General features: G+C 65.8%; 13 protein-coding genes. 5 read left to right on the top strand and 8 right to left on the bottom strand.

Annotated elements, in window-relative coordinates:
• Positions 1–59: 59 nt before the first annotated feature.
• The 6 genes from RH858_RS00580 to RH858_RS00555 form a co-directional block, all read right to left on the bottom strand.
• Complete coding sequence (locus tag RH858_RS00580) at positions 60–716, bottom strand: DUF4013 domain-containing protein (RefSeq protein WP_310560927.1); 657 nt, start codon at positions 714–716, stop codon at positions 60–62.
• Between the two features lie 57 nt (positions 717–773).
• Positions 774–1,766 carry a DUF4013 domain-containing protein gene (locus RH858_RS00575; protein ID WP_259533256.1) on the bottom strand — a complete coding sequence of 331 codons (993 nt, stop codon included), beginning with the start codon at positions 1,764–1,766 and terminating at the stop codon, positions 774–776.
• A 207-nt stretch (positions 1,767–1,973) separates the two neighbouring features.
• The gene (locus RH858_RS00570) at positions 1,974–2,180 is read right to left on the bottom strand and encodes a ferredoxin (protein WP_259533255.1); all 207 of its coding nucleotides are present in this window, start codon (positions 2,178–2,180) and stop codon (positions 1,974–1,976) included.
• A gap of 98 nt (positions 2,181–2,278) precedes the next feature.
• Positions 2,279–4,417: a ribosome rescue protein RqcH gene (gene rqcH, locus RH858_RS00565; RefSeq protein ID WP_310560926.1), complete on the bottom strand. Its 2,139-nt coding sequence runs from the start codon at positions 4,415–4,417 to the stop codon at positions 2,279–2,281.
• A gap of 82 nt (positions 4,418–4,499) precedes the next feature.
• Positions 4,500–5,075, bottom strand: coding sequence for a hypothetical protein (locus tag RH858_RS00560; protein WP_259533253.1), 576 nt, complete (start codon positions 5,073–5,075; stop codon positions 4,500–4,502).
• 8 nt (positions 5,076–5,083) lie between these two features.
• A complete protein-coding gene (locus RH858_RS00555; protein ID WP_259533252.1) occupies positions 5,084–6,244 on the bottom strand; it encodes a DUF3179 domain-containing protein in 1,161 nt (386 codons plus the stop codon).
• Between the two features lie 141 nt (positions 6,245–6,385).
• Between RH858_RS00555 and RH858_RS00550 the strand changes: the two genes are divergently transcribed.
• Together RH858_RS00550 and RH858_RS00545 are read left to right on the top strand one after the other, a co-directional pair.
• Complete coding sequence (locus RH858_RS00550) at positions 6,386–7,171, top strand: sulfite exporter TauE/SafE family protein (RefSeq protein ID WP_259533251.1); 786 nt, start codon at positions 6,386–6,388, stop codon at positions 7,169–7,171.
• Between the two features lie 123 nt (positions 7,172–7,294).
• Complete coding sequence (locus tag RH858_RS00545) at positions 7,295–7,513, top strand: hypothetical protein (RefSeq protein ID WP_259533250.1); 219 nt, start codon at positions 7,295–7,297, stop codon at positions 7,511–7,513.
• 21 nt (positions 7,514–7,534) lie between these two features.
• Here RH858_RS00545 and RH858_RS00540 read toward each other — a convergent pair whose 3' ends face one another.
• Complete coding sequence (locus RH858_RS00540) at positions 7,535–9,013, bottom strand: AMP phosphorylase (protein WP_259533249.1); 1,479 nt, start codon at positions 9,011–9,013, stop codon at positions 7,535–7,537.
• Positions 9,014–9,074: 61 nt separating this feature from the next.
• Here RH858_RS00540 and RH858_RS00535 point away from each other — a divergent pair, with 61 nt between their 5' ends.
• Both RH858_RS00535 and RH858_RS00530 read left to right on the top strand, forming a co-directional pair.
• The gene (locus RH858_RS00535; RefSeq protein ID WP_259533248.1) at positions 9,075–10,097 is read left to right on the top strand and encodes a hypothetical protein; all 1,023 of its coding nucleotides are present in this window, start codon (positions 9,075–9,077) and stop codon (positions 10,095–10,097) included.
• A gap of 91 nt (positions 10,098–10,188) precedes the next feature.
• Positions 10,189–12,894 (top strand): HAD-IC family P-type ATPase, encoded by a 2,706-nt coding sequence (locus tag RH858_RS00530; RefSeq protein WP_259533247.1) that lies wholly within the window; start codon positions 10,189–10,191, stop codon positions 12,892–12,894.
• Positions 12,895–12,933: 39 nt separating this feature from the next.
• On the opposite strand, the gene RH858_RS00525 is transcribed toward RH858_RS00530, so the two are convergent.
• Complete coding sequence (locus tag RH858_RS00525) at positions 12,934–13,524, bottom strand: (2Fe-2S)-binding protein (RefSeq protein WP_259533246.1); 591 nt, start codon at positions 13,522–13,524, stop codon at positions 12,934–12,936.
• A 123-nt stretch (positions 13,525–13,647) separates the two neighbouring features.
• Here RH858_RS00525 and RH858_RS00520 point away from each other — a divergent pair, with 123 nt between their 5' ends.
• Positions 13,648–14,733 carry a DUF2891 domain-containing protein gene (locus tag RH858_RS00520; RefSeq protein WP_259533245.1) on the top strand — a complete coding sequence of 362 codons (1,086 nt, stop codon included), beginning with the start codon at positions 13,648–13,650 and terminating at the stop codon, positions 14,731–14,733.
• Positions 14,734–14,741 lie beyond the last annotated feature (8 nt).

The raw sequence follows: 14,741 nt of genomic DNA, 5'->3' as shown, positions 1-14,741 counted from the left end.
TGGATTCGATACCCCGGCTAACAACCCTTCCGTTTCGATCCCTTCACGGCGACTCTCCGTTAGGCGGGACGGGGAAGCCCAGCGGCGTCCCGTCCGTCGGCGTACCCCTGGGCGAAGCAGTAGTAGACGGCAATCTGGACGTAAAACAGGACGAAGATCCCGATGAGCAGGAAGCTGAGGAGGCTTCCGACGAGCCCGCCCACGATCGCGACGAGAACCCCGAACAGGATCCCGCGGGCGTACTCGGCGGTCGTCACGATCTCACGGAGCGTGCCGAACTCGAAGGCAGCACCGATCGAATCCTCGACTGCGAAGTTGGTGACCGCCGCGGGGACGACGTACGAGACGACGATCGCGTAGCCGAGCGCGATCAGGCCCACGATCAGCCCGATTACCGCGCCAGCCCCTTCGCCGATGGCAGCGCCGGCGCCGCCACCGATCGCCGAGAGCACGAGCACTGGGATCCCGATCAACAGCCCGTAGCCGAGCCCGACGACGAAGAGTTTGAGCCCGTCCACGAAGAGGTCGCCCCAGTCCGTGAACGACGGGGCCGTCGATTCTCCACTGGATACGCCGCGGAGCACGCGGACGTAATAACCCTGCACGAGGATGATCGGAATCAACAGGAACTGGAGAATCAACAGGATCCCACCGATCGCGATCGTCGGGAGCCAGTCGTCGTTCGTCCGTGGATACGAAATCGCGTCTCCGAACATACCTGTTGGTTCTTTAGCCGACTATTTAAATAATGACCCGAAAACCGCATCGGTTTTTCACTCCTCGTCGACGTCAGCCCACTCGAACGATCCGGAATCGTCACCCGCCGCCCGGGACCCGGCTGTGTCGGACGACTCGTCCGAAATCGACTCACCCTCCCGCGACGCAGCACGCGAGAGCACGTCGCTTGCAGTGAGCGGAACCCGTCGTCCCACCTGGACGTCTGGGGTCGGTTCGGAGGGAAGTTCCCCGTGCGTCTCTGCGGCGACCGGATCGGCTTCCTCCGCCGCGTCGACGGCGACCGGCTCCCCGCTCGCGTCGCTTGCAGCCGTACAATCCAGCGTCTCGCTCGCCCCACGCCCGTACAGGTTGTGCGCGACCACCCGGACGACGAACAAAAGCGGGAACCCAACGAGGACGGCCAGGAACGGTCCGACGAGGACCAGCCCGGCCAGCGTGACGAACATCGCGACCAACCAGCCCGTGGCGAATCCGCCGGAGAAAGCCACGCGGAGGTTCCGCCGAGGCGACAGTCCGGCCGCGAGCCGTCCGGTAGCCGCAAAGCAGGCGAGCGCGGCCGGACGGACGTACAGGAACGCGAGCAGGTAGCCGATCAGGAGCACGGCGACGAACCCGATCGAGACCGCGTAGACGGGTTCTGCCATCCCGCCGAGGTCGACCCGCCCGAGCTGGATGACCGCACCTGCCGCGGCGCCGAGCGCGACGAGGAGAACTGCCGGAAGGAGCAATACGATCGAAAGCAGCACGCTGGCGACGCCGGCCCGATAGAGCCCGCCCCACCCGACGAACGATGGAACGCTCGTGTCCCCCGCGAGCCCGCTTTGTATCACCCGCACGTAGTAGCCGCGCAGGACAAGCGCCGGCGCGAGCGCGATCGGCGCCAGGAGAACGGCAAGCGGTGTGACGACCAGCAACCCGAGCCACAGCGGAACGAAGACGACGGTCAGGAACAGCAGCACTCCGCCGACGATCGCCGTCCCGATCCCGTCGTCGGAACGGGGAAGCACCGCCAGCGCGTCCCGGAGCATACGGTACACTTTCGGGGGCGGAGTATAAAAGGGTCGACCGGTCGGGGCTGTCGGAACCGCGCGGAATCAGGCGATCACCGTCGACCGGTCGGAACTGACAATCAGGTGCCTGTGAATCATTCACACAGACAGCGCGAGAGGATGGGAAGGCCGGAGCGGGGACAAAAAATCCGACACAGAATCAGCGCGTTTCCTCAGCGTGCGACGTTACTCGGAGACGGTGATCGCGTCGACCGGACAGGCCTGCTCGGCCTCCCGGGCCATCTCGATGAGCGATTCCTCGTCGAGCTCCTCCATGCCGTCGACGACGTGCGCGAGCCCGTCCATGTCGTCCATCTCGAAGACGTCCGGCACGGTCGAGGCACAGATTTCATCGCCAATACACAGGTCTTGATCGACTTCGACAGTTACCATCGGAAATTCCCTCGTCACCTAGTATACTGGCTTCTCGGATTAACGATTAGGCTGTTTATTTAACCTATATAAGTCACCTCGGGGTTTTCGGCCGGAACTCACATCTCGAGTTGACTTCCTCCGGGTGGAAGGAACTCCTGGATCCGGTCGGCGCTGGCGACCTTGCGGACGAACGATTGATCGGTGAACCGGTCCTTGAACTCCCGGTAACACAGCATCGCGGCGTCGTTCTGCGCGTATTTGCCCGGACGGAGACGGATGATCGTTGCCGTCCGGGGTTCGATCGCGCTCGGCGGGCCGCCGAGCACCCGCGACTGCGGTTCGACCTGCACGCCGACCGCTATTTCGGCGGGCACGTCGCGGTAGTACGTCCGATCCCCCCGGATCACGAACCCGCCCTTTTCGAGGTACTCGCCGCTTTCGGGGGTCTTCGACACCTGTTCGGGCGAGACCGCGTACGCGTCCCCCGCACCGCGGCCGTCCTTCCAGACCGAAGAGTAGGAGACTGCAAACCGTGCCGCCTCCTCGAGGCTCGTCTCCGGGAACTCGACCTCCCGGGAGCGTTCGCTCGGCCCGGTCGCTTTGAGAACCGTCACCGGACCGCCATGGGCCTGTGCGTGGAAGAAGCGATCGTTCGACTCCATGTATTTCTTGACGAGCTCCTCGTTCTGGTCGGCGTTTCGCCCACCGATCACGAGGAACCCGTCGCTGGTGTGGAACCACCGGAACCGCTCGTACCACTCCTCGGACTCCCGGATCGGGATTGACGACCGCGCGAGCCAGTCGGGAGAGCGATCCTCTTTGTCACCCTCCTCTCCGTCGGGTCCGTCCCGATCGTCGGCCTCCAGCTCCCCGCGTTCGCGCCGCGTTTTGCGCTCTTCGAGACGTTCGAGCTCCTCGCGCGTCTCCTGGATCGCCTCGAGGGCGCCCTCCTTTTTCCCTTCGATCCGCTTTGCCTCCTGGTACAGCAGGTCGGCGTTGCGCTCGACACCGACGTCCGCCTCGACGGTGACACGCTCCCCTTCGAGTTCGAGCGTCACGGTTCCCTCGCTGCCGTCGACGTCGACGACGGCCTCGGCCGCCGGAATCCCCCGGTCGGCACCCGTCGAGAACTTCTCTTCGATCGTCTCCCACGGAACTCCCTCCTCGCGGGCAGACTGGACCGTCGAGAGCACCTCGTCGACGAGGTCGTAGTTTTCATACAGCAGTTCCGCGCGCCGCCGCTCCCGATTCGCGTCCTCCTCGAACCCCTCGATCGCACCCTCTTGCTGGTCGATAATCCGTCGCTTGCGGGCGATCTCTTCCTCGAGTTTTGGACCCTCGTCGCCGGCGTCGGCCTCGTCTCCATCCGCGAGTTCCAGCCGATGGAAGTAGCTGTCGAGGGCGGCGTTGAAGGAGTCGTACGTCTCGCTTTGTAGGGACTGTGACTCCCGCTCCGTGAGCGGGAACGGCGTCACGTCGACGACGCGTCCGTCTCCGTCGTCGGCTGCCTCGAGGTACACCCGTGGATCGAACTCGCCGGACGACAGCCGCTCTCGGAGCTGTGACAGCGCGTCGTACACCGCCCGGTACAGCTGTTCGTCGGCCTCCGTTATGGGCGTCGTCTTCTCGATCCCAGCCCGGGCGCACACCTCCTCGGCGTAGAGGCCGCCGAGGTTGAGCTGTGTCGCGAGCGTGCGGACCACGTCGCTGTCGGACTCGTCCATCCGTCGGGAAAAGTGATCGAAGCCCACCGTCAGGGGGTTGAGCCGGGAGGACGGGAACTCGTACTGGGCGCCCGGCGCGACCGTTCGGGATTTGAGCCGGAGCGTCTCCAGCGAGCCGATCACCTCGCCGTTTTCGTCGAGGACGGCGACGTTGCCCTCGCCGAACAGCTCTACGACGAGGGTGGTGTCCGCATCCTCGCGTTCGAACTCGAAGACGAGAATGCGGTCGAACTCGTACTGGTTGACCCCGGTCAGATCCGCCCCGGCGATCCGGTTGCGCAGCATCTTCGCGAAGTTGGGCGGCCGACCGGGCGCGTCCGGAACGCGTTCGGGATCGGAGACGTGTACGCGCTTTACGTCGCCGACCTCGGCGAGGAGTTCGACGCGCCCGCGATCGAAGTCCCGAAGCTTCAGACGGAGCAGATCGTCGCCGTACAGATACGCCTTGTCGACCTTCGCACCCTCGTAGCGGTGCAGTTCGGTGACGAGGGCTGCGAGGTCGATGCTCGACAGCTCCTGCTTCGGATCCATACCGTTCGATCGTACGTCGATGAAAAAGGCGTGTCGGCTTCGACCCGACCGTTTATCTGCTTCGTGCATCGCTCGGCGTCGGCTAGTGCACCGCCCCCGCGCGTTCGGGATCGATCTGCCGGGCGATCAACAGCAATGTACCCACGAGCAGTAGGACTGCGATCGGAACCAGGAGTTCGAACGCGAGCAGGAGTCCGCCGGTCAACTGGACGCCCAACAGGATGACGACGACGGGAGCACAGCACGCCGACCCAGACAGAAGCGCCGGGATCCCGGCGAGCGCGCCCGCCGATCGGGAGCCGATCCCGCAGGCGGCGGGCTGGCGCCAGGCGAGATACGACACTCCCAGGTTGAGCCCCACCAGCGAGGCCAGCGCCAGTCCGAGGACGGTGTTGAGCGAGAACTGGTAGGTGACGACACCGAGCCGGAACAGCGCCACCGGCTCGTAGGTGAACGTCCCGAACGTCCGGCGGAACAGCTGAACGGTCGGCTCGCTCGCGACGACGACCCCGAACCGACCGTCGCCCGCCTGGAGTGTTTCGATCGCGTAGAGGTATCCGAGGAGATACGCGACGGTCGTGACACCGATCACGCCTCGGGCGCCCCGGTTACGAAACGTCAACCGGAGTGCAGTGCCGGCCTGTCGGAGGGTCTTCATCGGTTCGATCACTCGTAGACGGCGGTTTGGGGATAGTACGCGAACCACCCGAACCAGAACGCGTCGAACGAGAGCGCCGGCTGGAGGGGGAGATCGTTAGGGGGATACTCGTCCCGGTTTTCGTCCCGAACTGCCCCGCCGTCGAATTCGAACGTCTCCCCGTCCGGATTCCGGTAGACGATCGCCGTGTCCAGTCCGGGGTCGTAGACGGCGACGTGTGGAACGTCTCCAACAGCGCCGTGGACGACGCCGGATTCGCGGACCGAATCCGCCAGGAACGCTGTCGCCCCCTCCTCGGCCCGGATGCCGTACACCCACCGCTTCGAGTGATACCGATCGCTCTCGTGGAGGTTCCCGAAGATCGTATTGTCGTTCTGGTAGTAGCCGCGCGCGCCGTACGGATCGCGGCCGTAGTTTCGGGCAAAGCCCGTCGCCTCCGAGAGCACGACCGTGTCCGGATGCCGATCCCGCCAGGCACCCCACCTCGTCCGGACGACGTCGAACTCGCGAAGCGTCGCACCACCCGGCGTGTCGTGCCAGGGGCCGGGAATCGAAACCGCCGGGATCTGTGGCCACCAGCGCTCCAGTTCCCGGTCGTACATGATCAGATTGTTGTTGATCAACATCCCGGAGACGCCGAACTCGGTGTCGCCGCGTTCGAACCCGAGCGCGGTGCCGGTGAGCGGGCAGTACGTCACGGCGACCGGGACCCCGTCGAGTGTGTCGTTGACGATCTCGTGCTGGACGAGTACCCGTCGCGGATACGCCTTCGCCTCGTCGTCGCCGACCATCCCGAGTACAATCGCGTCGTCATCGGGCGTTTCGGCGTCTCCCACCTCGAGAAACTCGGGGTCGTCGATCGATGGGATCCCGTCCTTCGGCGGGCCGCCGTCGGTGGCGCGACTGCGCAACTCCGCCGGCGAGAGGGGCAAAGGGAGCACGCGATCGCCGAACGGGGGTGCCTTCGACGGTTCCCCACCGGGTGGATCGTCGCCGACGTAAACGGGCTCGAAGTCGGCAGGAACGTCGTTCCCAGTGCCCTCTGCCCGGTCACTCCCCGGGCCCGTCCCGCCGGTCGCCGGCCGGGCAGTACTGGTACAGCCGGCGAGGAGACTCGTGCCGGCGACGGCCGCGAGAATGGAGCGTCTTGACCTGTACCGTGTTACCATAGTACAATACACGGGGCTACGGACGATGACGGTGGCGCGGTTGTGCAATCCGGTTACACGAAACGTTCCCTGCCAGGACGTTCGTGCCGCCGAGGCGCCAATCCGGCGACCACTTAACTAGGTCTCCGGAATACAGCCGGCGTGTCGATCGCGTTCACCCCCGAACTCCTCCTCGCCGTCGCAGCGGTGGCCGCCGTCGCCGGTGCGGTAAACGGCGTCGCCGGGTTCGGCTTCGCAGTCGTCGGGACGATGGCGCTGGCGACGATGGTCGATCCGGCGGCGGCCGTCGTGTTCATGATCCTGCCGATCTTTGCGGTGAACCTCTCGCTGGTGGGGGAGCTCTCCGGAAAACAGCTCCGGACGTGCGGCCGACGGTTCGGGCCGCTGTTGGGCGCGGCATTGCTGGGCACGATCGCCGGACTGATCCTGCTCGAACGGCTCCCGGAAGCGCCGTTGCGGGTGGGGCTGGGGCTCGTCTCGCTCGGGTTCGTCGCGACCGCACAGCGGAGAATCACCATCCCCGGATTGGGTCGGGTTCGGGACGGCTGTTTCGTCGAGACGCCGGCGGCGATGGCCGGCGTCGGCGGAGTCTCCGGCGTGCTGTTCGGCGCCACCAACGTCGGCGTCCAGCTGGTGGCGTACGTTCGCAGCTGTGACCTCTCCCATGGACTGTTCGTGGGCGTCGTGGCGATGGTGTTTCTCGGCCTCAACGGCGTCAGGGTCGCGGCCGCGGGGGCCCTCGGGCTGTATCCGGATCTCGCGTTCGTCGCCGGATCCATCGGTGCTGTCGTTCCCGCCGTTGCGGGTGTTCGGATCGGTGCCGGGTTTCGCGACCGAGTGAGCGAAGCGCGGCGGCGCGGGATCGTCCTCGGTTTGCTCGCGGTTATCGGCGTTCGGCTCGTCTTCGACGGGTTCGCGGCGATCTGAACCGAGTATCCCACGATCCACCGCAGTCGGACGGTTAACGGGGCTTAATTCGGGGAAATTGGGGGCGATTCGGGTTCGGCGTCTTCACCCCTTTTGTTTCCCTGGCTCGGACGGACAGTTGCAATGATCGAACTAGATCCGCTCACGATCGCACAGTTCACGGCCGACGCCGCGTCGGTGCTCGCCCAGGGACCGCCCGCTGACCTCCCCGCGCCGGTTCCCGACTTCGTCGGGGACGTCCTCGGCGCCATCCAGTCGTTCGTCGACGGCGGGACCGACCGTCTCGGCGAGGTCGTAAGCGGTCTGACCCCCGGCAGCGCCGGGGACGCCCCCGGCCGATAGCTGAGATCCCCACCCGGCGCCTCACAGCTGTTCGATCAGCGTTTCCTCGGGATGTAGTATTCTGAGCACGTCCGCCCGTTCGGAGAGCGCGATCGCGTCCTCGAGTTTCGGCTCCGAGTCCGCGTAAATCGTCACCATCGGGTCGCCGGAGGCAATGTCCTTTCCCACGCCGGTGTGCATCTGCAGCCCCGCCGCCCTGTCCTTCGGCGCACCGGCACGCCTGGCGAGTTCGCTCACCACCGAGTTGTCGACGTGGGCGACCACGCCGTCGCGGCCGGCGGTGAGCGTCCGCGTGTGTTTCCCGACGCGGATGTCCTCGACCGAGACGTCCGGATCGCCGCCCTGGGCACCGACGATCGATCGAAAAGTCTCGAGGGCTCGCCCCGACTCGAGGATCTCTTCGGCGTCGGCGTCGACGTCACACTCGGCCAAAAGAATCGAGGCGAGCCGGACGCCTTTCGATCGCAGATCCGGCGGGCCGGCCCCCTGGAGTACTTCGAGGACGTCCCGTGCTTCGTGTGCGGGACCGATCCCCCGTCCGATCGGGCCGTCGCCCCTGGTGATCGCACACCGGATCCGCATGTCGAGCCGCTCGCCGACGCGTTTGAAGTCCCTGGCCAGTTTCCGTGCCTCGGTGTGGCTCGTGACCTTCGCGGCTTCACCGTACGGGATGTCGATCACCACGTGGCTCGAGCCCGCGCTCCGTTTCTTCGAGAGCACCGACGCGATCACCTGTCCCTCGGGGTCGAGCGACAGTGGGGTTTCGACCCGGATGATGCGGTCGTCGACGGGCGACAGCTCGATCGCCCCACCCCAGACGAGACAGCCGTTCGTCTCTCCGACGACCCGCCGGATCTCGTCTGCGTTCAGTTCGACGTCGCAGAACACCTCCATCGTGTCGGCGGTCCCCGCCGGCGACGTGATTCCCCGCGAAGAGGTTTTCGGGATCTTCACCCCTGCGGCGGCGACGATCGCCACGACGATCGGGGTCGTGCGGTTGCCCGGGACGCCGCCGATGCTGTGTTTGTCCGCGACCACCGGCTCCCCCCACTCGATCCGATCTCCAACGCCAGCCATCGACTCGGTCATGTGGATCGTCTCTCCCAATGACATGCCGTTGGCGTACACGCCGGCGATGTACGCCGACAGTTCGACGTCGGTGAGCCGATCGTGGTAGAGGTCCTGGACGATCGTGCGGATCTCCGAGCGGTCGAGTTCGACGTCCTGGAGCTTGCGCCGGATGTATCGCAACGACTGGGGCTGGGGCGCCGGCTGGACGACGACACGCTCCGGGAGATGGGTGAGGGGATGTGTGACGCCGATCTGCCCGATCGCGACGAGCCCGGTCGTGACCTTCACGACGCCGGTGGCGGTTCCACCGTCGTGGCGGAGCTGGACACGATCCATCGGATGGATTCCCAGTTCCAGGGCGTCTTCCTCGTGGAGCACGACCGTCGGCGTCTCCGTGTCGAGGTCGATATGGACGGTCTCCAGTTCCATATCGATCGCACGTCCGGACGGGACAAGACAGTTTTTCCCGGTGCGTGACGTTTCCGAACGCGTGAGCGATCCGGAACGGCGGCTCCGCGAGGCGACCTTGCTCGGCGGAATCTGCGGACTAGGCGTGCTTTCGATCGTGGCAGCGGTACTTTTCGGACTCGGCATCGCCGGCGCCGTGGTCGATGCCGGCTCACCGATCGGCGGCGCGCTCCTGTTCGTTGCCACGGTGGGAATCCTCACCGCCGCGCGATACGAGTGGACCGTCCTCGGAACCGTTGCCGACCAGATTCCGGTCGGCCTGGCTCGTGCCGAGCGGAGCGTCCTTGCCATCCTCGGTGGAACTGTCGTCACACTCGGGCTCGCCGTCGAGCCGGGGCTCTCGCCGATCGTCGCCGCCGCAGTCGTCGGTGTCGTCGCCGCCGTGCTGCTCCCTGGCTATGCGGTCCCGGTGTACTGTGGAGCGTTCGTGGGAATGACTTCACCCGCCCTTTTTTCCACGTACTGGCACGCGCTGGTCGCCGGAGCGGTGGCAAGTGCCGTGTTTCTGGCTGCCCAGCCGGTGTATCACGGCATCGGGGGAAAGCTCGGGACGACCGCGTTCGTGGGTGTGCTGGCGACCGTTGCTGCCACCTCGGGGAGGTTTCTCAGTGGTCCGCTCCCGGCTCTCGAAACGCTGGTGCTCGGTGTCGGATTCGCCACCGTCGCGGCCACAGTGACGTTCTGGCTCCATCGGGAGCTGCCGGTGACGCCGGTGCTCGCCTCCGGCCTGGTCGGTGTTGTGGGTGGAGCTGGGCTGCCCTTCCTGTTCGGTTCCTCAGGCGATCTGCTGGCTGCCGCGGTCTTTTCGGCCTCCTTTGCGGGGATGACAGATCCTCGACGTATCCCTCATCTCGGGTGGATCGGTCTCGCCGGCGCGTTCGTGGGACTCGCAGTCGTGTACACGACGCCGTATCTCGGGGGCTCCGGGGGCAAGCTCGGAACGATCGCGTTCGGTTCCGTGCTTGCGGTCCACGCGTTCCTCCGGTCGATCGACGCAGTCCGGATCCGGAAACGACACGGACAACGGAAGCGAGACACGACGTGACGGCAGAGCACCTGTCAGAGCAATCCCCGTGTGATGATCCATCCCGGCGGTCGTTTTTTGATGACTCCGGTCGACGTCACGGACGATCGTAATGGCGGACGTCGACTGGCACGCGGCCGACCGCGAGGCGGTGCTCGCGGAACTGGACACTGATCGAGATGGGCTCGAAAGCGAGGCGGCCGACCGTCGACTCGAGACCCACGGCCCCAACGAGATCGAGACTGCCGACGTCGTGAGCCCCGTGCGGATCTTCCTGCACCAGTTCAAAAGCCCCCTGATCTACGTGCTCGTGGCCGCGTTTCTCGTTACCGTCGCGATCGACCATTACACCGACGCCGTCGTGATCGCAGCCGTGCTCGTAATAAACGCCGCGATCGGATTCACCCAGGAGTACCGGGCCGAGAACGCCATGGCCGCGCTCTCGAAGCTCGTCTCCCCGAAGGCAACGACGCTCCGTGACGGGCGCCTCCGGGAAATCGACAGCGCACAGCTGGTCCCGGGCGACATCGTCACCCTCGAGTCGGGCGATCTGGTGCCTGCGGACGTGCGATTGCTCGAGGCGACCGACCTCCGGATCGACAACTCGGTGTTGACCGGCGAGTCCGTTCCGGTCTCGAGGGGAACCGAACCGGTCGAGTCGGAGGCCACCGTGGCCGACAGAACGAATCTGGCGTACATGGGGACGTCGGTGGTCTCCGGCCGGGCCACGGGGGTGGTCGTCGCCACCGGACTGGACACCCAGATCGGACGGATCGCCGGCGAGATGCGCCGCACAGAACGGGCGGTCACCCCCCTGCAACAGCGGATGCACCGGTTCGGGAACGCGATCGCCGTCGCCGTCCTCGCCGCCGGGCTCCTTGTGTTCCTGATCGGCCTCCAACAGGGGATTGCCGTCGGCGCCGTGTTCCTGCTTGCGGTCGCGATCGCCGTGTCGGCGATCCCGGAGGGGTTGCCCGTCGTCATGACGGTCGCACTCGCCGTCAGCGCACGGCGGATGGCCGGCCGAAACGCGATCATCCGACGGCTTCCTGCAGTCGAGACGCTCGGCTCCTGTAGCGTCATCGTCTCGGACAAGACGGGAACCATCACCCAAAACCGAATGACCGTCCGGCGCGTGTGGACCCCGGAGGGAAGTTACCTGTTGGAGTCCGGCTCGGGAAAACACCCACAGGGTGGCGGCGAGGCACCTGCGTTCAGCCGCGACGGGACGGGGGTCGACATCGATCACGAGCGACTCCTCGCGGAGACGGTGCTGGCCGGCACACTCGCCAACGAGGCCCGGATCGAGGAGACGGACGACGGCACAACGCCCGTCGGCGACCCGACGGAGACGGCGCTGCTTTCGGCCGGTCTGCGGGTCGGTCTCGACCGTCGCGAGCTGTTGGATTCTCACCCGCAAGTCGGTCAGCTCCCGTTCGAGTCGGACCGGCGCTACGCCGCGGCCGCACACCGGTTCGACGACGGCGTCCGGACGTACTTCAAGGGGGCCCCCGAACGGATCCTCGAGCTGTGTGACGACCGGTACGTCGACGGTGAGACGGCGGATGCGCGGCTCGACGAATCGGAGATCCTCACGGCGGCGACCGAACTCGCGAACGACGGACTCCGGGTGCTGGCGATGGCTCGGGCCGACGGCGACGTCACGGGCGACAGCGACCCTGATGGGGTGTCGTTTCTCGGCCTCGTTGGAATGGTCGACCCACCGCGGCCGGGCGTGCGGGAGGCGATCGAGTCGTGCAACCGGGCGGGGATCCGCGTCCTGATGGTCACCGGCGATCACGCCGACACCGCCCGCGCGATCGCCCGGGAAGTGGGTCTCGACGCCGACACGGTGCTCACCGGCACGGAGCTCGCGGAGCTTTCCGACGCCGAGTTGACCGAACGGCTGCGCGAGACGGCAGTCCTGGCGCGGATCAGTCCGACTCAGAAACTCCGGGTCGTCACGCTGTTGCAGGCCGAGGGGGAAACGGTCGCGGTAACCGGAGACGGCGTCAACGATGCGCCCGCACTGAAGGCGGCTCACATCGGCGCGGCGATGGGGATAAGCGGCACCGACGTCGCCAAAGAGGCCAGCGAGATGGTGCTCACCGACGACAACTTCGCGACGGTGTACGCCGCCGTCGAGGAGGGACGAACTGTGTTTTCGAACATCAGAAAGGCCACGAGTTTCCTGCTTGCGACCGGCGTCGGGCTGGTGCTCGCGATCCTGGCGGCGTTCGGGCTCGCGATCGGCGGCCTCCTCCCGAGGGAGCCGATCGGCGCGTTCCCGTTGCTGCTGTTGCCCGCTCAGGCGCTGTGGCTCAACGTGGTCAACAACGGGATCCAGGACGTCGCGCTCGCGTTCGAACCCGGAGAGCCAGAGCAGTTCACCCGGCCGCCGTACGATCCAAACGCAGGACTGTTGTCGCAGACACTTCTGGAACGAACGATCCTGGTGGGTGTCGTACTCGCGGTTCTCGCCGTCGGCGTGTTCTGGTGGGTGCTCTCGGGGGGAGCGACGCTCGGATACGCCCAGTCGGCCGCCCTCACGACCATGGTGGTTTCGATGGCGATGTTCGTCGGTGAATGTCGCTCGGAAACCCGGTCGATCCTCGAGAAGAGTCCGTTTTCGAACCCGCTTTTGCTGGTCGGGACGGCCCTCGCACTCGCGATCCACGTCGGCGCGCTGTACTTCGGTCCGACCCAGTTCCTCCTCGGGGTCGAACCGATCCGACTGCAAACGTGGCTACTCATCTTCGTGATCGCGCCAGTCGTCATCCTCGTCGTCGAAGCACACAAACGATATCGAGCCAACTGACGGCGACGACGTCTGTCGAGAAGTCGACGCGACGATCGATCAGGGCGCCTCGTTCGTCTCCAGGGAGAACTCCTCTCTGGGGTACGCCACGCACGTGAGCGTGTACCCCTCCTCCAGTTCGGCCGCCTCGAGCATCTGCTGGTTGTCGTGGACGACGTACTCTTCGGACGGGCCGTCCGCGATCCGGCCGGCACACGAGACGCACTGTCCCTGTCTGCAGGCGTACGGCATGTCCCATCCCTCGTCCTCGCCGGCCTCGAGCAGCGTTTCGTTGTTCGCGACCTCGACTGTCTTGCCCTCCTTGAGGAACTCGACGTCGAAGTACTCGACCTCGTCGTCGGGGATCTCACTCGGGCTCGTTTCCTCGGCGGCCTCGCCCTCGAGTTCGGCTTCGCCGGCCGCCCCCTCGCCGCCGGCGACAGCGCCGGCGGCCGCCGCCGAGGCACCGCCGCCGATCGAGCGGTTCATCGGCTCGGGGAAATCGGTCTCGGGAACGGTCCGGGCTCGACGTTCGAGGAGTTGATCGGTGATGTCTTCGGCCGACTCCCACTCGGTCCCGCGCGCGAAGTGCAAGACGACCACCACGAGGACGATCGTGGTAGCGAGTCCCAGCGCCAATGGGTCAACCATGGACTGCGTTATGGAAGGTGTCGTTAAAAAGGATATGTTCGGGAGACGCCCGGATCACCGACCGCGTGTGGTAGTACCACACCCTCGTCGGATACTTACAGTCACGGACGGAACACTGGGGCAATGTATCCGTTCGACGCTGTCGACGACGACGAGATCGTCCGAGGCAAAAGCGACTGGATCACGCCGGAGCTGGCCGAGCGGCTTTCCCAACACCCGCTGGAGTCCGTCGAGACGGAGTTTCCCCACTACGTTCGCTCGGTCGACTCTCCGGACGATGTCGTCCGTCCCCGGGAGAACCATCCGGTGTTTTTCGGCTGTTACGACTGGCATTCGGCGGTCCACAGCCACTGGGCGCTGATACGTCAGCTACGGCTGTTCGAGGAGCATCCAAGAGAGTCGAAGATCCGCGAGACGATCGATCGACGTCTCACTCCGGAAAACGTTCGGACGGAGGTCGAGACGTTCGAGGAGAACCCGTCCTTCGAGAAGCCGTACGGTTGGGCGTGGCTCCTCCGGCTCGCCGCCGAGCTGCGGCTGTGGGACGAACCGACGGCAGACGAGTGGCGATCGGCACTCGAACCGCTGGAAGCGACGATCCGGGAGCTCGTCCGGTCGGAGTTTCTCACACAGGACCGTCCCTTCAGGGTCGGAACCCACGGGAACACCGCGTTCGCGCTCGCGGGCGTCGTCGATTACGCGCGGGTCATCGGAGACGACTCTCTGGAGTCGGAGGCCGAAGAGACCGCACGGGAGTTCTTCGGCGACGATCGCGACTATCCCGTCGAATACGAGCCGCTCGGCTGGGATTTCGTCTCCCCCGCCCTCACGGAGGCGGATCTGATGTATCGGGTGTACGACCCAGATCCGTTCGCGGCGTGGCTGGTGGAGTTCTTCCCCGATCTGACCGAGGCTCCGTTCGATTCGATCCTCGACCCGGTTCGCGTCGATTCCGATCCCGACGAGGGAGTTGCGCTCCACCTGGTCGGGCTGAACGTCTCGAAGGCGTGGTGTCTGGCCGGGATCGCGTCGACACTGGAGGCCAGTGGAGATCACCCGTACGTGACGTTGTTCGAGGAGAGCGCGTGGGAACACACAAAAGCCGGCCTCGACGGTGCCTTCACCGATGATTACGCCGGATCACACTGGCTCTCGTCGTTCGTGCTGTATCTGCTCACGAGAACCGACGGCGGAATCGCACCCGAGTAGTTCGATAC

This window comes from Halalkaliarchaeum sp. AArc-GB (genome assembly GCF_031432225.1).
In the GTDB taxonomy this organism is placed as follows: domain Archaea; phylum Halobacteriota; class Halobacteria; order Halobacteriales; family Haloferacaceae; genus Halalkaliarchaeum.
This window is presented reverse-complemented; position numbering and strand designations above follow the sequence as displayed.

What these genes read in the sequence shown, in the direction of transcription:
- RH858_RS00580 (WP_310560927.1), bottom strand. Translation starts at nt 716, where the DNA reads ATGTTCGGAGACGCGATTTCGTATCCACGGACGAACGACGACTGGCTC.
- RH858_RS00575 (WP_259533256.1), bottom strand. Translation starts at nt 1,766, where the DNA reads ATGCTCCGGGACGCGCTGGCGGTGCTTCCCCGTTCCGACGACGGGATC.
- RH858_RS00570 (WP_259533255.1), bottom strand. Translation starts at nt 2,180, where the DNA reads ATGGTAACTGTCGAAGTCGATCAAGACCTGTGTATTGGCGATGAAATC.
- rqcH (WP_310560926.1), bottom strand. Translation starts at nt 4,417, where the DNA reads ATGGATCCGAAGCAGGAGCTGTCGAGCATCGACCTCGCAGCCCTCGTC.
- RH858_RS00560 (WP_259533253.1), bottom strand. Translation starts at nt 5,075, where the DNA reads ATGAAGACCCTCCGACAGGCCGGCACTGCACTCCGGTTGACGTTTCGT.
- RH858_RS00555 (WP_259533252.1), bottom strand. Translation starts at nt 6,244, where the DNA reads ATGGTAACACGGTACAGGTCAAGACGCTCCATTCTCGCGGCCGTCGCC.
- RH858_RS00545 (WP_259533250.1), top strand. Translation starts at nt 7,295, where the DNA reads ATGATCGAACTAGATCCGCTCACGATCGCACAGTTCACGGCCGACGCC.
- RH858_RS00540 (WP_259533249.1), bottom strand. Translation starts at nt 9,013, where the DNA reads ATGGAACTGGAGACCGTCCATATCGACCTCGACACGGAGACGCCGACG.
- RH858_RS00530 (WP_259533247.1), top strand. Translation starts at nt 10,189, where the DNA reads ATGGCGGACGTCGACTGGCACGCGGCCGACCGCGAGGCGGTGCTCGCG.
- RH858_RS00525 (WP_259533246.1), bottom strand. Translation starts at nt 13,524, where the DNA reads ATGGTTGACCCATTGGCGCTGGGACTCGCTACCACGATCGTCCTCGTG.
- RH858_RS00520 (WP_259533245.1), top strand. Translation starts at nt 13,648, where the DNA reads ATGTATCCGTTCGACGCTGTCGACGACGACGAGATCGTCCGAGGCAAA.